The 18562-nt window shown below is 65.8% G+C and carries 14 protein-coding genes; 8 read left to right on the top strand and 6 right to left on the bottom strand.

From position 1 onward, the window contains the following. The first annotated feature begins 5 nt into the window (after positions 1–5). Positions 6–1325 carry a dicarboxylate/amino acid:cation symporter gene (locus MG068_RS16690; protein ID WP_071229165.1) on the top strand — a complete coding sequence of 440 codons (1320 nt, stop codon included), beginning with the start codon at positions 6–8 and terminating at the stop codon, positions 1323–1325. A 215-nt stretch (positions 1326–1540) separates the two neighbouring features. After that, a complete protein-coding gene (tkt, locus tag MG068_RS16685; RefSeq protein WP_132810703.1) occupies positions 1541–3538 on the top strand; it encodes a transketolase in 1998 nt (665 codons plus the stop codon). A 125-nt stretch (positions 3539–3663) separates the two neighbouring features. Here tkt and MG068_RS16680 read toward each other — a convergent pair whose 3' ends face one another. Both MG068_RS16680 and MG068_RS16675 read right to left on the bottom strand, forming a co-directional pair. Next, entirely contained in the window at positions 3664–5616 is a 1953-nt protein-coding gene (locus MG068_RS16680; RefSeq protein ID WP_132810702.1) for an acetyl-CoA hydrolase/transferase C-terminal domain-containing protein, read from the bottom strand. A gap of 34 nt (positions 5617–5650) precedes the next feature. Further along, the gene (locus MG068_RS16675; RefSeq protein WP_032127861.1) at positions 5651–6208 is read right to left on the bottom strand and encodes a flavin reductase family protein; all 558 of its coding nucleotides are present in this window, start codon (positions 6206–6208) and stop codon (positions 5651–5653) included. A gap of 118 nt (positions 6209–6326) precedes the next feature. On the opposite strand from MG068_RS16675, the gene MG068_RS16670 reads away from it, so the two are divergent. The 3 genes from MG068_RS16670 to MG068_RS16660 are packed head-to-tail and all read left to right on the top strand — an operon-like array spanning position 6327 to position 8486. Further along, the gene (locus MG068_RS16670) at positions 6327–6692 is read left to right on the top strand and encodes a BlaI/MecI/CopY family transcriptional regulator (protein WP_014648244.1); all 366 of its coding nucleotides are present in this window, start codon (positions 6327–6329) and stop codon (positions 6690–6692) included. Further along, positions 6685–7926 (top strand): M56 family metallopeptidase, encoded by a 1242-nt coding sequence (locus tag MG068_RS16665; protein WP_132810701.1) that lies wholly within the window; start codon positions 6685–6687, stop codon positions 7924–7926. Before MG068_RS16670 ends, MG068_RS16665 begins: the two co-directional genes overlap by 8 nt. Continuing rightward, complete coding sequence (locus MG068_RS16660; protein WP_132810700.1) at positions 7923–8486, top strand: hypothetical protein; 564 nt, start codon at positions 7923–7925, stop codon at positions 8484–8486. The genes MG068_RS16665 and MG068_RS16660 overlap by 4 nt, the downstream gene beginning before the upstream one ends. A 70-nt stretch (positions 8487–8556) precedes the next feature. On the opposite strand, the gene MG068_RS16655 is transcribed toward MG068_RS16660, so the two are convergent. From MG068_RS16655 to MG068_RS16640, 4 genes are all read right to left on the bottom strand, one after another. Then, complete coding sequence (locus MG068_RS16655) at positions 8557–9357, bottom strand: MBL fold metallo-hydrolase (protein WP_071229432.1); 801 nt, start codon at positions 9355–9357, stop codon at positions 8557–8559. An 11-nt stretch (positions 9358–9368) separates the two neighbouring features. Beyond that, on the bottom strand, positions 9369–10187 hold the full coding sequence (locus tag MG068_RS16650; RefSeq protein WP_132810699.1) for a S1/P1 nuclease: 819 nt from the start codon (positions 10185–10187) through the stop codon (positions 9369–9371). Between the two features lie 177 nt (positions 10188–10364). Continuing rightward, positions 10365–11774 carry a hypothetical protein gene (locus tag MG068_RS16645; RefSeq protein WP_132810698.1) on the bottom strand — a complete coding sequence of 470 codons (1410 nt, stop codon included), beginning with the start codon at positions 11772–11774 and terminating at the stop codon, positions 10365–10367. Positions 11775–11968: 194 nt separating this feature from the next. After that, positions 11969–12598: an OmpW/AlkL family protein gene (locus MG068_RS16640; protein WP_019338734.1), complete on the bottom strand. Its 630-nt coding sequence runs from the start codon at positions 12596–12598 to the stop codon at positions 11969–11971. A gap of 193 nt (positions 12599–12791) precedes the next feature. On the opposite strand from MG068_RS16640, the gene gap reads away from it, so the two are divergent. The 3 genes from gap to MG068_RS16625 all read left to right on the top strand — a co-directional run bounded on the left by gap (position 12792) and on the right by MG068_RS16625 (position 17970). Continuing rightward, positions 12792–13796, top strand: coding sequence for a type I glyceraldehyde-3-phosphate dehydrogenase (gap, locus tag MG068_RS16635; RefSeq protein WP_032127866.1), 1005 nt, complete (start codon positions 12792–12794; stop codon positions 13794–13796). A 125-nt stretch (positions 13797–13921) separates the two neighbouring features. Then, the gene (locus MG068_RS16630) at positions 13922–16597 is read left to right on the top strand and encodes a DUF2339 domain-containing protein (protein WP_132810697.1); all 2676 of its coding nucleotides are present in this window, start codon (positions 13922–13924) and stop codon (positions 16595–16597) included. Then, positions 16594–17970: a DUF3999 domain-containing protein gene (locus tag MG068_RS16625; protein ID WP_132810696.1), complete on the top strand. Its 1377-nt coding sequence runs from the start codon at positions 16594–16596 to the stop codon at positions 17968–17970. Before MG068_RS16630 ends, MG068_RS16625 begins: the two co-directional genes overlap by 4 nt. Positions 17971–18562: the final 592 nt, after the last annotated feature.

Genomic DNA, 18562 nt, shown 5'->3' with positions numbered 1-18562 from the left:
CGCGCATGACAGCAGCTGCTGCCGACAAGAAGAAGTTGCCCCTGCATTGGAAGATGGGCATCGGCTTTGCGATCGGCCTGATCCTGGGACTGATCGTGCACGCCCTGGGCGGCAGCGTCGATGGTCTGCAGGCCGGTGCCAAGTGGGTAATGGACTACATCACCACCCCGGCGTCGGGCCTGTTCCTCAACCTGATCTTCATGCTGATCGTGCCGCTGATCTTCTCGGCGCTGATCATGGGTGTGTCGGAGATGGGCGACATCCGCGCCCTAGGCCGCATCGGCTGGAAGACCCTGGCCTATACCGTGCTGCTGTCCGGCATTGCCGTGGGCATCGGGCTGGTGCTGGTGAACCTGCTCAAGCCGGGTGTCGGTGTCGACCCGCAGGTCGCTGCGATGATGCTGTCGGAGAACGCCGAGCGCAGCAAGGAGATTGTCGCGGGCATCCACGGCACGCCGAAGGGCATGGACATGCTGCTGTCGATCGTGCCGAGCAACGTGCTGCAGGCCGCGTCCGACAACGGCGCGATCCTGTCGCTGATGTTCTTCGCGCTGATGTTCGGCATCGGCATGGTGCTGACCGACGATGAGAAGGTCGCGCCGCTGCGCCGCGCCATTGAAGGCGTGTTCGAAATCTCGATGACCCTGATCAACCTGGTCATCCGCCTGGCCCCGTATGCGGTGGCCTGCTTCATGTTCAACTTGGCCGCGCTGTTCGGCTTCGAGCTGATCATCCGCCTCGGTGCCTACGTGGGCGTGGTGGTGTTGGCACTCGGCCTGCACATGGTGGTGAGTTACGGTACGGCCGTATGGCTGTCCGGTCGTTCGCCGCTGTCGTTCTTCCGCGATACCCAGGAAGCGACGGTGATGGCGTTCTCCACCGCCTCCAGCAACGCCACCCTGCCGACCGCGCTGCGCGTGGCCGACCAGATGGGCCTGCCGCAGCGCGTGTCGCGCTTCGTGCTGACCGTGGGCGCCACCGCCAACCAGAACGGCACCGCGCTGTTCGAGGGCGTGACGGTGATCTTCCTGGCCCAGTTCTTCGGCGTGGACCTGAGCATCGGCCAGCAGATCATGGTGATGGCGGTCTGCATCCTCGGTGGCATCGGCACGGCCGGCGTGCCGTCAGGCTCGCTGCCGGTGGTGGCGATGATCTGCGCGATGGTGGGCGTGAACCCGCTGGGCATCGGCCTGATCCTGGGCGTGAACCACTTCCTGGACATGTGCCGTACCGCGCTGAACGTGACCGGCGACCTGGCCCTTACCACCCTGGTGGCCAAGGGTGAGTCGCACGATGGCCCGGCGCTGGGCCCGCAGCAGGACTGAGACCGGGGCCACTGCTGGCGACCTGATCGGGGTCGGATTCCTTTCCGCAGGGAAAGGGCTCCGACCCCGTTTCACATGCGGAATCCGGCGGAGATGACGACGTTGCCGGCCGGCGACCGGCACGACCCGGCAAGGTGAACCGACCCCCTGCCCGGCGACTATGGGACAATAGGCCGCCCGCACGTCCGCGGCCGCCTCCCGATTCCGACAGAACCATGACGCAGCCTACCCGTCGCCAGTTGGCCAACGCCATCCGCTTCCTTGCCGCCGATGCGGTTGAAACCGCAAAGTCCGGCCACCCCGGCATGCCCATGGGCATGGCCGACATCGCCGAAGTCCTCTGGAACGACTATCTCCGCCATAACCCGAGCAATCCGCACTGGTTCAACCGCGACCGTTTCGTGCTGTCCAACGGCCACGGTTCGATGCTGCAGTACGCGCTGCTGCACCTGAGCGGTTACGACCTGCCGATCGAGCAGCTGAAGCTGTTCCGCCAGCTGGGCAGCCACACCGCCGGCCACCCGGAACGCCACGAGACCCCGGGCGTGGAAACCACCACCGGCCCGCTGGGCCAGGGTTTCGCCAATGCCGTGGGCTTCGCCCTGGCCGAGAAGCTGCTGGCACAGCGCTTCAACCGCCCGGAACTGGAAGTGGTCGACCACCGCACCTGGGTGTTCATGGGCGATGGCTGCCTGATGGAAGGCGTGTCGCATGAAGCCGCTTCGCTGGCCGGTACCTGGGGCCTGCACAAGCTGGTCTGCTTCTGGGACAACAACCACATCTCCATCGACGGCAACGTCGAGGGCTGGTTCACCGACAATACCCCGGAGCGTTTCGAGGCCTATGGCTGGAACGTGGTCCGCGATGTCGATGGCCACGATCCGGAAAGCATCAAGGCCGGCATCGAGGCCGCGCTGTCGCAGAGCGACAAGCCGACCCTGATCTGCTGCCGCACCACCATTGGTTTCGGTTCGCCGAACAAGGCGGGCAAGGAATCCAGCCACGGCGCTCCGCTGGGCAAGGACGAGCTGGAAGCCACCCGCAAGCAGCTGGGCTGGGAATACGGTCCGTTCGAGATCCCGCAGGCGATCTACGACGGCTGGCGCGCCAATGGCGCTGGCACCCTGCGCCAGGCCGAGTGGGAACAGCTGTTCGACAAGTACGCCAGCCAGTACCCGGCTGAAGCGTCCGAGCTGACCCGCCGTTCGCACGGCGAGCTGCCGGCCGACTTCGTTGCCAAGGCCGATGCCTACATCGCCCAGGTGGCCGCTGAAGGCCCGACGATCGCTTCGCGCAAGGCCTCGCAGCTGGCCATCGAAGCCTACGCCCCGCTGCTGCCGGAAATCGTCGGTGGCTCGGCCGACCTGGCGCACTCCAACCTGACCCTGTGGAAGGGCAGCAAGTCGGTTGCCAGCGACGACGCCAACGCCAACTACGTGTACTACGGCGTGCGCGAGTTCGGCATGACCGCCATTGCCAACGGCCTGGCCCTGCACGGCGGCTTCATTCCGTTCGACGCCACCTTCCTGGTGTTCAGCGACTACGCCCGCAACGGCGTGCGCATGAGCGCACTGATTCCGGCGCACGCCATCCACGTCTACACCCACGACTCGATCGGCCTGGGCGAAGACGGCCCGACCCACCAGCCGGTGGAGCACCTGGCCTCGCTGCGCTACATCCCGAACAACGACGTGTGGCGTCCGTGCGATGCGGTCGAGTCGGCGGTGAGCTGGAAGGCTGCGATCACCCGCCAGGACGGCCCGAGCTGCCTGGTGTTCAGCCGCCAGAACCTGCCGCACCAGCCGCGCAGCGCCGAGCAGATCGCCCAGATCGAGCGCGGTGGCTACGTGCTGGCCGATGCCGCCGGTACCCCGGACGTGATCCTGATCGCCACCGGTTCGGAAGTTTCGCTGGCGACCGAAGCCAAGGCCCAGCTGGACGCGGCTGGCCTCAAGACCCGCGTGGTCTCGATGCCGTCCACCGACGTGTTCCTGCGCCAGGATGCGGCCTACCGTGAATCGGTACTGCCGAACGCCGTGCGCAAGCGCGTTGCGGTGGAAGCCGGTGTCACCGGTTTCTGGCGCCAGTTCGTCGGCCTGGACGGTGCGGTGATCGGTATCGACACCTTCGGTGCCTCGGCCCCCGCCGACCAGCTGTACAAGCACTTCGGCATCACCACCGCCCACGTGGTGGAAGCGGCCAAGGCGCTGTAAGCAGCCTCGGGAAGCAGGAAGGGAAAGGCCGGCGCACGCCGGCCTTTTCTTTGCTCGAGAGAAAAGGGGACGGAGGGGATTAAGTCGTTTGTGCACAAACGACTTAATCCCCTCCGTCCCCTTTTTCAGGCGGTGCGTGCCAGTGCGAGGCGCAGCAGTCGCGCGTCCAGGCGTTCGGCGAAATCCTTCGGTGCCTGCAGGCCCATGCGCTGCAGGTACACCGCATCGCCGTCGCCAGCCGGTTGCCGCAGCGCTGCCCAGACGGTACGCAGTTTCTCGCCGCGGGTCTGCGTGTTGGCCTTCAGCCAGCCCAGCGCTTTCACCAGCACCTGCTCGATCTCGTTGAAGTCGCTGCCCAACGGATAGTCGGGCAGGCTGCCATCGACGCGGAACGGTGCCAGTGCCGCGGACAGTGCCTGCGGCGTGTTGCGCTGCTGGCGCTCCGGATCCGGTTGCGTGGCCGCCAGCAGCTTGCGCGAGGCGTGTGCCTGCTGCAGCAGGCCGCCCTGGAACGGGGCCTCGGTGATTGCGGTCATCGCATGCACGCAGTCCTCGTCGGTCAGGCCGCGCAGGTCGGCGATGCCGTATTCGTTGAGGTAGATGTCGCGCAGGTGGCGTGGGATGGTGGTGTGCCCGTAGTTCCAGCGCACGTTGGATTCGCGCTGGCCCTTGTCATCGCGCGCGGCGCGGAACATCAGCACGCTGCGCGCTTCCGGCAGCGCATGTGCCATCGCCACGAAGTTGTACTGACCACCCACGCCGGACACCACACGTCCATCATCCAGCGCATCCGACACCGCCGCGCCCAGCGCGGTGGCCATCATGCAGGAGTTGAAGAAGCGCGCGTGGCGGCGTTGCAGGCGTTCCAGTGTCTCGTTGCCACCGTACAGCTGGTTGATCTCGCTGATGCGGCGCATGCCGATCGCACGGCATTCGTCTTCCGGCAGCGTGCGCAACCACTCGTAGAACTCCGGCGAGCCCAGGTAGAAGGCGCCATGCAGATACTCGCCCTCGGCAGCCAGGGTGGCGTGGTCGATGGACAGCGTGCTGCCGTTCTCGATGCGTTGCATCAGCGCCAGGTCATCGTGCACCTTGCGCTTGATCACGCCGGTCTGTACCAGCCGGCGGAAGCCCTCGTTGAGCATTTCGCTGCAGCCGTACAGGCCCACTTCGAACGGGTCGACGCCGCCGATCTCCTGCACCAGCGGATGGCTGACCAGCTGCGGATCCAGCGCGTGCAGTACACGGCGGTAGCGCGCGTTGTCGGTGTGGCGCAGCACCAGCGCATGGCTGAGCGCGTCGGCCAGCGTGCCGATGCCGATCTGCAGGGTGCCACCGTCGCGCACCAGCGTGCTGGCATACAGGCCGATCGCGTAGTCGGCATCGCCGACCGGCTGCCGCGGCAGGCCGAACAACGCCGGGTACGGTGGTGGCGGGGTGATCACCAGATCGAAGAACGACACATCGACCGTGGCCGAGCCACCCAGGTAGGGTAGCTGCGGATCGATCTCGGCGATCAGCAGCGGGCGAGGCAGCCCGCGAGCGGTCATCGCATCCAGCGTGTCCTGGGTGATGTCGTTGTTGCACGACAGCGAGAGCCGGCGGTCGTTCGGCCGCATCGCCACCTTCTGCACGATAACCTGCGGCGCGCGCTGCGCCACCGCATCGGCGGCGTGGGTGTAGTTCAGGCTGGTATAGCTGGACTGCGCCTGCCGCGAGCCGAGCAGGGCGCCGGACTGCATGTAGAACTCTTCCACCTGCACATGTGCCGGCAACGCGTCGCGCGCGATCGCATCGGCATAGGCCAGGCGCGGGAAATCGTCGCCGAAATGGCGCTGCGCGAACGGCGCCATGAAGCGCGCTTCCAGGCCGTTGCCGCGCGCCTTCGGCGGGTTCAGCGACAGCGCGGTATACAGCTGCAGTGGCCGCGACGGATCGTGCTCGACGCGTGCGTAAAGGGCATTGAGCAGCCGATGCGGCTTGCCCAGTGCCAGCGGTGCCCCGATCCGCAGCGGCCCGTCCACGCGCGCAAACAACCAGTCGACGGCGGCGTCCAGGTCGGTGAGGTGTTCGGTCATGCGCGGCGGTCCTGCGTGTGGGGGAGTGCGGGCATTACAGCATGTCGGGCTTGAACCGCCGTCGACGGGAGACTTCGGCGCCAGACACCATGAACTGCCCATCGCCCCGGTAATGCATCGTGCGCGGTAGTTTCGGCCGGGGCGCAACATGGGCGCGTACGATTTCCCAGATGAACAGGTTGTTCGACGCCACCTGGCTGTCGTCGTACAAGCGGCATTCGAAGCACGAATGGCATTGGCCGACCAGCGGCGCGCCGACCTCGCGCGCGGGCAGCGCATCAAGCTCGAAACGGGCGAACTTGTCGACCTCGCGGCCGCTGCAGTTGCCGATGTCCACCACGGTATCGAGCAGTTCCACACCCGGCACATTGATCACGCACTCGCCGCTGCCACGCGCCAGCGCATGGCTGTGGTTTGCGTCCCACAGGTAGGTGGCGACCAGCGAAGGCGAGAAGCCCATCACCATGTGCCAGCCCATCGTCATCAGGTTGCGCTGGCCGCGCCAGGCGGTGCTGACCAGCACGACCGGCCCGGGTTCGAGGAAGCGGCGGGCCTGCTCGACCGGGAATTCCTTCTTGGGCAGCGCTTTCATCCGGGGCCTGGGGCGGGAGGAATCGATGCTGGCGCAGCCGGGATGAACCTGGAGTCGAGGGGCTTGACAGACGATTCGATTACGCGCGTAATCAGGTCGTCGATTACGGATGTAAACCATGACCCCGATCAGCGAAGCCGAAGCCGTTGTGATGGAGGTGCTATGGCAGCAGGCACCGCGTAGCGCTGATGACGTGGTCGCCGCACTGGCCCACCGCGACTGGGCCGAGCCGACCATCAAGACCCTGCTCAACCGCCTGCTGACCAAGGGCGCGATTACTGCCGAGCGCGATGGCCGGCGCTACCTGTACCGGCCGCTGCTGCAGCGGCAGGCCTGGGTGGAGGCGCAGAGCCAGGACTTCATTGGTCGTGTCTTCGAAGGGCGCGTTGCGCCGCTGGTTGCGCACTTCAGCGAACGGGGCCAGTTGAGTGCGCAGGACATCGCCGAACTGAAGAAACTGATCCAGGAGCTGGACCATGACTGAGCTGCTCGATGGGCTGTGGCAGGCCAGCCTGTGGCTGGCGGTGGGCGTGGTCGTGCTGGCGGTGCTGCGACCCTTGCTGGTGCGGCTGGGGGGCGGGGCGTTGGCCTACCGCAGCTGGTGGTTGCTGCCGTTGCTGCTGCTGGCACTGATGCTGCCGTTGCCGCAGGTGGCACTTCTGGAGCATGTGCCGACGCTGCCGCTGAAAGTGGTACCCGGCGCCGTCGAAGGCATGGCAGGGCAGTCGTTGCCGTGGGCCGGGCTGTTGCTGCTGGCATGGACACTGGGGGCGGTCCTTTGTCTGCTACGCGATCTACGTGCGCAGCGGCGCTTTGAACGTGGCATGGGCCAACTGTGTGCACGCGCCGATGGCAGCTGGCAGGCCAGCGCCGACCCGGGCCTGCCCGCGCTGGTCGGCCTGTGGCGTCCGCGCATCGTGGTAGGCCCGGATTTCGACCAGCAGTTCACCGCACAGGAGCAGGGCCTGATCCTGCAGCACGAGCGCAGCCACCGTCGCAATGGCGATCACTGGGCCAATGGGGCGCTGCTGATGGCACGCGCGGTGTTCTGGTTCCATCCGCTTCTGCCGTGGGCCTCCCGCCGATTCCTGCTTGACCAGGAGCTGGCCTGCGATGCCCGCACCATTGCCCCGCAGCCTGCGCTGCGCGGTCTCTACGCCAGCACGCTGCTGAAGGCGCAGCTGGTCCATCCGGTTGCGCCGGTGGTCTGCCATTGGCGCAGCCAACCCGTGTTGAAGGAGCGTATCGCCATGTTGAAGCAGTCCAAGCGGAAGGCATTGCCGTGGGTGTCGGGGCAGGTGCTGGTGGTCGGGTTGTGCCTGGGCATGGGGGCGGTGGCGTGGGCCAGCCAGGGCGGCGTGGCCGGGAGCCCGAGGATCGGTGTCGAGCCGTTCGAGCACGCTGAAGAAGATGCGGCCAAGGCAGGGCTGGATCGTCCGATCCAGGTCGACAAGATGCCACCGCCGTCCTACCCGAAGTCTGCGGTCGAGCAGCGCCAGGTCGGCGTGGTGAACCTGCGCGTGGAGGTGGATGCGCAGGGGCGTCCCGCCGATGTCCAGGTGCTCAGCGCTACCAATCCCGGCGTGTTCGATGCGGTGTCGGTGGCGGCTGCGCGCAGCTGGACCTATCGTCCGGCAATGAAGAACGGCAAGCCGGTGGCAGGCGCAGTGAAGATTCCGATCACTTTTGCGATGGACGACACCGAGGACGCGAAGTGAAGTGCGCGCCGCTGTGGATGACGGCGGCGCTGTTGGCCGGATGCGCCAGCCAGGAGCGGCTGACCACGGTGGATACCCGCAGCGAGAATGTCGGCCACCAGCGCCTGCAGCCGCAGGCGGGCGGTGGCAGTGGGCAGTTGCAGGTGTATTCGCTGGGTGCGACCGAGGGTTACCGGATGCCACAGCTCTACGCGGCACCGGACCCGGAGGTCGGCGATCGTGATCCGCGCGCGGAACTGGCGCCGACTACGATCTGCCTGCAGGTGGTGGTGGATGCGCAGGGCAGCGTCGAACGCAGCGTGCCGCTGACCGATCGCCCTGAGTGCGCGGCAGGTGCTGCAGGCGAGAATGCGCCCCTGCTGCAGGCGGCGCAGGAAGCCGTGGCGATGTGGAAGTACTCGTCCGCAGCGGTCTGCCACTTCGCGGCTGGCAAGGTGCCTGCCGACCGTGGCGACTGTCGCGGCGCCGAGCGCGTCGAGCCGGTGGCGGTCACCCTGCAGTATGCCTTCACCTTCGAGATCGTGAAGGGACAGCACGTGGTGCGTACGCAGGGAAAATGACCGCTTGCGATGACCGCTTGCGATGACCGGGGCAGCGCCGGGCCATGCCCGACGAGCGCAGCGGCGTGGATCAGGCCCCGCCCTGGATGTTGGCCTTCACCGCGGGCTGCATCAGCTTGGGTTCTTCCAGCGTCGCATCGCGTGCCTGGCGCACGCTGACGAACTCCGCCTCGGCCACGCCGTCATGCACGTGGATGTTGTGTGCGCGCTGTTCGCCGATGGTGGTTTCGTTGGCGAATGCACGACCACCCGGACCGTAGTCGTGGCAGACGAACACGCGCGTCGCATCGGGCAGCGCCAGCAGGCGCTGGATTGAACGGTACAACTGCGCGGCATCGCCACCCGGGAAGTCGCAGCGGGCGGTACCGCCGTCGGGCATGAACAGCGAGTCACCGGTGAACAGCGCATCGTCGATCAGGTAGGCGATGCTGTCGCTGGTATGGCCGGGCACGGCGATCACCTGACAGCGCAGTTCGCCCAGAGCAAAGGTTTCGCTATCGCTGAACAGGTGATCGAAGATGTCATCGGCCGCCGGAAGCTGCAGCCCATAGCGCGGTGCGAAGGTGGCCTGCACCGCGCGGATGCCTTCGCCGATGGCCAGCGTGGCCTGCGGGAAGCGCTCCTTCAGGCGGCGCCCGGCCGACACATGGTCGGCGTGGGCGTGGGTTTCCAGCAGCCAGCGCAGCTGCAGGCCCTGTTGTTCGATGGCCTGCAACGCGGCATGCAGCGGCGCTTCACTGCTGGCGTCGGTATCCGGGTCGTAGTCCAGGACCGGGTCAATCAGCGCCGCTTCGCCGCTGGCCGGATCACTGACCAGATAGCTGAAGGTATTGCTGTCACGGTGGAAGAACGACTGCACCTGGACTGACATTGGAACGCTCCTCAGCGCGTGCCCAGCACGCGGTTCAGCAACTGCGCCAGGTTCTCACCGGCCAGTCGCAGCTGCGCTTCGGCCAGCGGCCGGTAGCGCTCGGTGTATTCATCACCGATTTTACGCGAGGCCGGATAAACGCCAGCTTGCATGGAGATGCGGCAGCTGGCTTCGGCCCACGTCTGCGGGTCGCGCTGCGGGTTGGACTGGCGCACCAGCTTCGGCGCGCGCTGGCTCTGCAGCAGCGGGAGATAGCCGGCGTCGTCCAGCTTGCGGGTGTTGAGCATGCCGCTGTCCCACAGCGAGTGCAGGTTGGTACCGCGGTTGCCGAACTGCAGCTGGAAGTCGTTGCCGCCCTTGTCGTGGGCGTAACCGGCGTGCATCGGCTGGTGGATATCGCCGACCAGGTGCACGACGAACTTCAGCGCCTGCAGGCGCTCGCCGTCGGTCAGGCTGCGGTCGCCGAGGATGGCGCTCTGTGCCTTCAGGGCCTCGACGATGCAGTTGCCGTTCTTGCAGTGCTTCGGTGCTTCGTAGTGGCAGTTGTCTTCGGCGATGTTGACGTAGTGCCAGCCGGCCGAGCGACGGCCCAGGCCCGGGTCTTTGGCGCGCAGCTGGTCGGCCCACGGCGCGATGCTGGCCAGCGTGGCATCCGGTTCGGTGGCCAGCAGGCGGTCCACTTCGGCGCGGGCGGTGGGGTTGAGGCGGGCGTCGGCGACTTCGGCGACCAGACGGTGGCCTTGCGCGCCCCAGGCATGGGCGGGGGCGGAGACGGAGAGCAGGGCCGGCGCCAGGGCGGCGGCGAGGAACAGGGAGTGCAGGGCTTTCATGCGCACATTCTAGCGGGGCGCGAAGAGGAGGGGGCTGGCATGACGACCCATGGAGAGACAGTCACGTCCTCAGTGGCCTGTCTGGTCGAATTTGAGACTGGCACGGTCATCAATCTGTAAGCCGGGAGAGCGCTCCCACATGGCAAAGTTGACCATGCGGAAGGCGACGTTGAGGGATCAGTGCGTTAGTCGATAGAGCTCGAGAGGTATTGTGGTTATTTCGACGTCGACTTTGTTGGTCACGTTGCCAACGCGCTGCCATTTGCCGGTGTCAAAGTTCAGTTTCTCCACCTCCCGCCACCACTTGTTGAGGCCAATGATCCCGGATGCCGATTGCCGGGGGGCACGAGCAGTAACGACGAGATAGACCAGGGAACGATCGTCGCTGCCGTACTCGCCCACAAGGAATGATGAATTCGACAGCCAGCCTGAGACCTGGGCCGATGGAACGCCGAGATTGTTGTCGGCAAAACCCAGATAGTTGACGTTTGCCAGTGCGGACTGGACCTGTCTCGTTACACCGAAAGTGCTTTGCTGATCCGAAGCCAGATTGCGAAGGTTGTTGCGTTTGTCGAGCAGTCCGAGCATGTCATTCCCATTCGGAACACTGGCGGCATTGCTGACATCGTGGGTAATGAAGTTCGCGAAGCCGTTGATGCCGAATGCAAAAGACCATCCGGCGAACCAACGCAGATCATGGAAGTTGGCGTACTCGAAAGGGTCCTGGGCCAGCGAGGGATGTGCGGATTGCACATTCTGGAGGTAAGCGACGGCAGTTTGCCCCCTGGATCTGGCGAGATTCGAAATGATCGACATGTTCTCGGACATCAGAAGGTCCTTCGCCGTTGGACACTTCCTGAATGACGGGGTAAATGGATAAATGTCGAAGGCGAGGTAGTCAGGGCGCACCTCGTCAGATACCCGGCGCGCAAACGTCGAGTAGCGTGCCACCATCTGTGCGGTTCTTTCAGGTTGCGAAATACTCGCTTCCATGCAATCCACACCATAGTCAGTGGGTGACATGGCGCCGGCATGTTCAGTGCCCGCATAGGAGCCCGCGTTGGCATGCAATGGGAACAGGTTGATGAACACCTTCATGCCTGCGAGACGGTGGTCGCCTTTGACGCATCGGTTCATCTCTGCGAGTGGAGAAATGTCTTTTTCTGGTGGTTCATCCTTGAAATGAAGACCAGCAAAGCTCTTGCCAAACTCGGCACGGAGTTTGACTAGAACTGGATCAATCCGTTCCTGAGTGTAAGTCTGGCAGTTGAACTTCCCGGCTTGGGTTGCAGATTCGAACGTCCAACGTTCATACGTAAAGAACTCAAGCCCTCGCGTGCTGATCGGGGTCGCAATGGTACGCAGCTGACTCAACGTTGCCGATGGTACGAGAAAACGCGTGACGCCGATTGCCGCAAGTTGATCGACTACTTTCTCCGCGATGGCGGGATTGTCCAGATAGCAGTCTTGGGCAAAGTCATCGCAGGATCCTCCGGACATCATTGCGAACGTTCCATCTGCAACGTCAGTGGCATGTGCCGTCGGAGCTCCTAGAAGGAACGCGATTGTTAGCCAAGCCAACTTCATGGTTGAGCTCCTTCTCTTGTCGGTGGAGGCCTGAAGATTCTAGTCGTATCTGCGCTAGTGGTTTCTTGGCATGGCATGGTCGGGGTAGGGAAATTCAGAACAAAAAAGCCCCGGCAATCACCGGGGCAACATGCTGCGAGGGTTTTGCGTGTAGCGGGGGAGCGGGGGCGAAGCCCCCGCGCTCAACACACCGCTTAGAACTTGAAGACGTACGAAGCGCCGTAGACCAGCGGATCGATGTTGACCGTGCCGATCTTCTCGCCGTTCAACTTCACCTTGCTGTCGATGTCGATCCAGCGCATGTCCACGCGCAGTGCGCCCTTCTCGCCGATCGCGAAGTCCACGCCCGCATGCGCGGCCAGGCCCCACGAATCCTGCAGCTTCAGGCGGCTGTCCTTCAGCGCACCGGTGGTGTCTTCGCTGAAGAAGGTCGTGTAGTTCACGCCCGCACCGATGAACGGCGACACCTTGCCCTTGCTGTTGAAGTGGTACTGCACGGTCACCACCGGCGGCAGCTGCTTGGTGCTGCCCACGCGGCCCAGGCCGTTGATGTTGATGTCGTGCTTGAACGGCAGCGCGGCCAGCACTTCGATGCCCAGGTTGTCGGCAATGAAGTACTCACCGGTGATGGTCGGCTTGACGTCGTTGTCGACGTCGACCTTCAGGGTGTGGTTGGCCAGCCAGCCGTTGTTCGACTTCGGGGCCACCTGGTGCACGCCGGCGGAGAGGGTCCAGTCGCCCTTGGACTGGGCCATGGCCGGGGCGGCGGCGAGGGACAGGGCGGCGGCCAGGCTGGCCACGATCAGGGGGGAGGTCTTGCGCATGGGGGTGATCTCGTTGCTGGGTGGATGCGGCCAGTCTCGGCCTCACATCGCGCTAACGCTTTGATCCGGATCAAATCCTGTCCGCCGGCCTGCTGCCTGCCGGGGCTGGCCGGCGGTGGCCAGCCCCGGTTTGCTAGACTTGTGGGCCCTATCCATCCCGCCGCACCCGTCGCGGCCGCAGGAGCTTGAGAACATGGCAATCAAGGTTGGTATCAACGGTTTCGGTCGCATCGGGCGTAACGTCCTGCGCTCGGCGGTGCTGAACTTCGGCGACGACATCGAAATCGTGGCCATCAACGATCTGCTGGAGCCGGACTATCTGGCGTACATGCTCAAGTACGACTCCGTGCACGGCCGTTTCAAGGCTGACGTGGCGGTGCAGGGCAACGACCTGCTGGTCAACGGCAAGAAGATCCGCCTGACCCAGGAACGCGACCCGGCCAACCTGAAGTGGAACGAAGTGGACGTGGACGTGGTGATCGAATCCACCGGCCTGTTCCTGACCAAGGAAACCGCGCAGAAGCACATCGATGCCGGCGCCAAGAAGGTCATCATGTCGGCCCCGTCGAAGGACGACACGCCGATGTTCGTCTACGGCGTGAACGACAAGACCTACGCCGGCCAGGCGATCGTCTCCAACGCGTCGTGCACCACCAACTGCCTGGCCCCGCTGGCCAAGGTCATCAATGACAAGTGGGGCATCAAGCGTGGCCTGATGACCACCGTGCATGCGGCTACCGCTACCCAGAAGACCGTCGATGGCCCGTCCAACAAGGACTGGCGTGGTGGCCGCGGCATCCTGGAGAACATCATTCCGTCGTCCACCGGTGCGGCCAAGGCCGTCGGCGTGGTCATCCCGGAACTGAACAAGAAGCTGACCGGCATGAGCTTCCGTGTCCCGACCTCGGACGTGTCGGTGGTCGATCTGACCGTCGAGCTGGAAAAGGAAGCCACCTACGCCGAGATCTGCGCCGAAGTGAAGGCACAGAGCGAAGGCCCGCTGAAGGGCATCCTGGGCTACACCGAAGACAAGGTCGTGGCCACCGATTTCCGCGGCGAGACCTGCACCTCGGTGTTCGACGCCGAAGCCGGCATCGCCCTGGACGGCACCTTCGTCAAGCTGGTCACCTGGTACGACAACGAGTGGGGCTACTCGAACAAGTGCCTGGAAATGGCCAAGGTCGTCGCCGCCAAGTAAGGCTGGCCAAGATCGCACGCGGACCCCGGCCTGGCCGGGGTTCGTCGTTTATGGGGCCAGCCCTGTCGTAGCATGGGGCGGTCGACCGCTGCCGCTGGGGCGCGGGATTGCAATGGAAGCATGCAATGGAAGCATTGATAGCCCTGGTGGTACTGGTTCTGCTGGCCATCCCGCTGCTGCTGGTGGTAGCGCTGGTGATGATTGCCGGCCTGCGCCGTCGTGTGGCCGCGCTGGAAGGTGCCTTGGCCGCCGCGCCGACCGCCCGCCCGGCTGCAGCCGAGCCTGCGCCGGAACGGGCTGCGCCCATGCCTGCGGCCAGTGCCGATCCACCGTTCCTGCGGCCGGTGGCGGCTGCCGCGCCGCCTCCCCCCCAGCCAACGCCGCCGCCGGTGCACGAACCGGTGCCTGCGGCAGCGGAGGCGCCGCGCCCGGTCACGCCACCGCCGGTGCCACCCGTGCCAGTGCAGCCGCCGTTGCCTTCCGAACCGACGCTGCCGAACTTCATCGAGCGCGGCATCGGAGCGGTCAAGCGCTGGTTCACCGAGGGCAACGTGCCGGTCAAGATCGGCATGCTGGTGCTGCTGGCCGGTGTTGCCGCGCTGTTGAAGTACGTCAGTGACCAGGGCTGGCTGGTGCTGCCGATCGAGCTGCGCCTGGCCGGTGTCACCGTGGGTGCGCTGGGCCTGCTGGCGTTCGGTTGGCATCAGCGCGAGCGCCGGCGCTTGTTCGCACTGGCGCTGCAGGGCGGTGCCATCGGCGTGCTGCTGCTGACCATCTTCGCCGCGTTCAAGCGGTTCGAGCTGCTCAACCCCGGGTTTGCCTTTGCCAGTTCGATCGCGCTGGTGGCCGGGCTGTGCGTGCTGGCGGTGGTGCAGAACTCGCGCACGCTGGCGGTGCTGGGCATCCTCGCAGGCTTCATGGCGCCGCTGTGGCTGTCCACCGGCAGCGGCAACCACGTGGGGTTGTTCAGCTACTACGCGGTGCTCAACGCCGGCATCTTCGCCATTGCCTGGTTCCGGCCGTGGCGCGCGCTGAACCTGCTGGGCTTCGCCTTCACCTTCGGCATCGGTACGTTCTGGGGCGTGCTGCAGTACGCGCCGGACAAGTTCAGCAGCACCGAGCCGTTCCTGCTGCTGTTCTTCGCCTTCTACCTGCTGATCCCGCTGCTGTACGCACGCCGGCAGCCCGCCGGGCGGCGTGACCTGGTCGACGGCAGCCTGGTGTTCGGTACGCCCTTGGTCGCCTTCTCGCTGCAGGCCGGCATGCTGCACGAGCAGCCGATGACGCTGGCGCTGTGCGCACTGGGCCTGGCGGCGATCTATGCCGTACTGGCGCGGGCACTGATTGCGCGCGCGTCGTACACCGTGCTGGCGCAGTCGCATGCGGTGCTGGCGGTGGGCTTCGCCACGCTGGCGGTACCGCTGGCCTTGTCGGCGCGTGCCACCGGCGCGGTGTTCGCGCTGGAAGGTGCAGGCCTGGCCTGGCTGGGCCTGCGTCAGAAACGCTGGCTGCCGCAGGTGTCCGGTGCGTTGTTGCAGATGGGCGCAGCGTTCGCTTTCGTGGCCGGTGGCGATCACTGGCATGAGGACCTGCGCTTCCTGCTCAACGCGACCGCGATCGGTGCACTGCTGCTGGCCGTTGCCGGCTTCGCGTCGGCCTGGAGCTACCAGCGCAGGCAGCGCCACGAGATTGCCCTGGTCTACTACCTGTGGGGCCTGCTGTGGTGGCTGGGTGGCCTGGTGCACGAGATCACCCGGTTCTTCCCGTACCGCACCGAAGTGGATGCACTGCTGGTGCTGGCTGCGGTGACCGCATGGCTGGCCGCCGAGGTGCAGCGCCGCCAGCCGGCGCGTGCGCTGGGGATGACCGCACTGACGATGCTGGCGCTGGGCTTCCCACTGGCGCTGATACAGAGCGATGCGCACCAGCAACCGTTCGCCGGCTACGGTGCGCTGGCCTGGGCGGCGTTCGCGGTACTGGGTGTGCGCACGCTGCTGTGCCTGCGCCAGGGCGGCGACACCGTGGCACGCATCGCGCAGTTCCTGTGGTGGCTGCTGTGGCCGTCGCTGCTTTCGCTGCTGGCCCTGTGGGGCGGTGGTGAAGCCGGGCTGGCACAGGGCTGGACCACGTTGCTGGTGACGCTGCCGTGGTTGCTGATGGCGGCGCTGTCGCTGTGGCGCTGGAATGCGCTGCGCTGGCCGCTGGGTGAAGCGTTCGATCGCGTGCGCCAGCCGCTGCAGTGCGTGCTGTTCGGCCTGTTGTCGATCGGCTGGCTGTCCGGCCAGCTGTTGCCGGGCGATGCCGCGCCGCTGCTGTGGCTGCCGGTGTTGAATCCGGCGGAGATCGGGCAGTGGCTGAGCCTGCTGCTGCTGGCGCGTTGGCTGTACAGCGATCAGGCGCCGCAGGCGCTGCTGGGTATCCGCGTGCCGCTGCTGTCACTGGCAACCTTCGTCGCGCTGACCAGCGTTGTGCTGCATGGCGTGCATCAGTGGGGCGGCCTGTCGTGGAACGCGTCGATGATGCGCTTCAGCCTGGCGCAGACCAGCCTGACCGTGCTGTGGAGCGTGCTCGGCGTGATTGCCTGGGTGTGGGGCTCGCGCCGTGGCCAGCGCGTGTTGTGGATGGTGGGTGCGGTACTGATGGGCGTGGTGCTGGCCAAGCTGGTCATCGTCGATCGCCAGCACCTGGGCAACCTGCTGGGCATCGCATCGTTCATCGCCTACGGCCTGCTGTGCACGGTCGTGGGTTATCTGGCACCGGCACCGCCGAGCGCGGCGCCGACCGTGGAGGAAAAACAATGAAGACGTGGAGCAGGGCGCTGCTGCCGGCGATGTTCGGCATGCTGGCCGCCGTCACCGCACAGGCCGCCGATTACCGTACCCAGTACGCCGAGCAGTGGCCGCTGACGTTGTCCAGCGCACAATCGGGTGCCTACCGTGTTGTGCTGGAACCGGCGATCTACCGTCGCGCCGGTAGTGCGGACCTGGGCGATGTGCAGGTGTTCAATGCCGCCGGCCAATCGTTGCCGTCGGCATTGCTGGCGCCGGACCAGCCGCTGGCACAGCCGCCGGTGCAGCGTGAGCTGCCGTGGTTCGCGTTGCCGCCGCTGGCCGAAGCGCAGCGCAACGACCTGCAGTTGCTGACCGAGCGCGATACCGATGGTCGCGTACGCCGGGTCGAGGCGCGTGTGGGTGGTGGTGCGGTAGCGAACGGGCAGGGCGGTTGGCTGATCGATGCCAGCGTGCTCGGCCAGCAACCATTGGCGGCACTGGTGCTGGATTGGGCGGACAGTGGCCAACCGTTGCAGGCACAGGTGCAGCTGGACGTCAGCGACGACCTGCAGCACTGGCGTGCGATTGGCCGCGACATTCCGCTGGTGGATCTGCAGCGCGCCGGCAAGCGCCTGTTGCAGCGCCGTCTGCAGGTGGATGGCGAAGCGCGCTATCTGCGTGTGCTGGCGCAGGGCGATGCCCGTCTGCCAACGCTGCGCAGCGTACTGGCCGAGTTGCCGCCGGCACCGGCCACACTGCCGTGGGAGTGGCTGTCGCTGGAACCGACCTCGAAGCGCAAGGGCGAATACACCTTCGAGATGGACGGCCGCTTCCCGGCGGCGCGTGCTGACGTGGCCAGCACCGACAACAGCCTGGTGCAGTGGACATTATTCAGCCGCGATGACGAGAGCGCGGAATGGCAGCGCCGTAGTGCACCGTGGATTGCCTATCAGCTGCAGCAGGGCACGAATGGCCAGCGTCAGCAATCGGCCGCGCAGCCGCTGGGCGGTGTGCATCGGGATCGTTACTGGAAGCTGGTGGCGAACCCGGCTGAAACCGCGACGGCGCCGACCCTGCGTCTGGGCTATCAGCCGGAAGTGCTGGTGTTCCTGAGCCAGGGCGCGGCGCCGTATGCGCTGGCGGTGGGCAGCTCGACTGCGCGCCGGATGGAGGCGCCGATCGGTGTGCTGATCGAGGAGCTGCGGCAGCGCAATGATCCGTCGTGGCAGCCGACGCTGGCGCGCCTGGAAGGCAGCCCGGAGCCACTGGCCGGTGAGTCGGCACTGAAGCCGCAGCACGACTGGAAGTCGTGGCTGCTGTGGGCGTTGCTGGGGCTGGGTGTGTTGGTTGTTGGCGGCCTGGCGGTCAGTCTGCTTCGGCAGAAGCCGGCGCCTTCGGCGTAGTTTTCGGCGAACGGCGCAGCCCCTCGTGGGTGGCCGTAGCGTCGGTAGAGTCGAGCTTGCTCGACTGCAAAGCCGCGCTTGGCCGGGCGGATGGGCGGGGCAGGGGACGCCGTGAATCCGTCCCTGGAGGCTTAGCCGCGCCATCCATGGCGCGGATACCCCTGCCCAGCCCACCCGCCCGGCCTCTGACGGTTTCCGTGTGCGTCCACCCACGGAAGAAAAAAGAAGAGCAAAAGCAAAAGCAGCTTGGCTGCGCGCTCTTTGTAGAGCCGAGCCCACGCTCGGCTGCTGTTCGCGGAGACGGCCATCGGGGTCAGATCCGTTTTCCGCAGGAAAACGGATCTGACCTCTTCGTTCTTCATCCGACACCACACACTGCTTGTGCCTTTGCCATCCGCTCCGCCTCATGAACCTTTCGAGGCCGGGTGGTGTGGGCTGGCAGGGGTATCCGCGCCATGGATGGCGCGGCTAAGCCTCCAGGGACGGATTCACGGCGTCCCCTGCCAGCCCACACTACCCCGGCCCAGCCCCAGCATCACGAAGCGCCAGCGCTTTGGCCGTTGCCGTTGCTGTTGCAGTTGCAGTGCGCCTC

It is taken from the genome of Stenotrophomonas sp. ASS1, assembly GCF_004346925.1.
In the GTDB taxonomy this organism is placed as follows: domain Bacteria; phylum Pseudomonadota; class Gammaproteobacteria; order Xanthomonadales; family Xanthomonadaceae; genus Stenotrophomonas; species Stenotrophomonas maltophilia_A.
The sequence above is the reverse complement of the archived record's forward strand: the minus strand, read 5'-3'. Positions and strand labels throughout refer to the sequence as shown.

What these genes read in the sequence shown, in the direction of transcription:
- MG068_RS16690 (WP_071229165.1), top strand. Translation starts at nt 6, where the DNA reads ATGACAGCAGCTGCTGCCGACAAGAAGAAGTTGCCCCTGCATTGGAAG.
- tkt (WP_132810703.1), top strand. Translation starts at nt 1,541, where the DNA reads ATGACGCAGCCTACCCGTCGCCAGTTGGCCAACGCCATCCGCTTCCTT.
- MG068_RS16680 (WP_132810702.1), bottom strand. Translation starts at nt 5,616, where the DNA reads ATGACCGAACACCTCACCGACCTGGACGCCGCCGTCGACTGGTTGTTT.
- MG068_RS16675 (WP_032127861.1), bottom strand. Translation starts at nt 6,208, where the DNA reads ATGAAAGCGCTGCCCAAGAAGGAATTCCCGGTCGAGCAGGCCCGCCGC.
- MG068_RS16670 (WP_014648244.1), top strand. Translation starts at nt 6,327, where the DNA reads ATGACCCCGATCAGCGAAGCCGAAGCCGTTGTGATGGAGGTGCTATGG.
- MG068_RS16665 (WP_132810701.1), top strand. Translation starts at nt 6,685, where the DNA reads ATGACTGAGCTGCTCGATGGGCTGTGGCAGGCCAGCCTGTGGCTGGCG.
- MG068_RS16655 (WP_071229432.1), bottom strand. Translation starts at nt 9,357, where the DNA reads ATGTCAGTCCAGGTGCAGTCGTTCTTCCACCGTGACAGCAATACCTTC.
- MG068_RS16650 (WP_132810699.1), bottom strand. Translation starts at nt 10,187, where the DNA reads ATGAAAGCCCTGCACTCCCTGTTCCTCGCCGCCGCCCTGGCGCCGGCC.
- MG068_RS16645 (WP_132810698.1), bottom strand. Translation starts at nt 11,774, where the DNA reads ATGAAGTTGGCTTGGCTAACAATCGCGTTCCTTCTAGGAGCTCCGACG.
- MG068_RS16640 (WP_019338734.1), bottom strand. Translation starts at nt 12,598, where the DNA reads ATGCGCAAGACCTCCCCCCTGATCGTGGCCAGCCTGGCCGCCGCCCTG.
- gap (WP_032127866.1), top strand. Translation starts at nt 12,792, where the DNA reads ATGGCAATCAAGGTTGGTATCAACGGTTTCGGTCGCATCGGGCGTAAC.
- MG068_RS16630 (WP_132810697.1), top strand. Translation starts at nt 13,922, where the DNA reads ATGGAAGCATTGATAGCCCTGGTGGTACTGGTTCTGCTGGCCATCCCG.
- MG068_RS16625 (WP_132810696.1), top strand. Translation starts at nt 16,594, where the DNA reads ATGAAGACGTGGAGCAGGGCGCTGCTGCCGGCGATGTTCGGCATGCTG.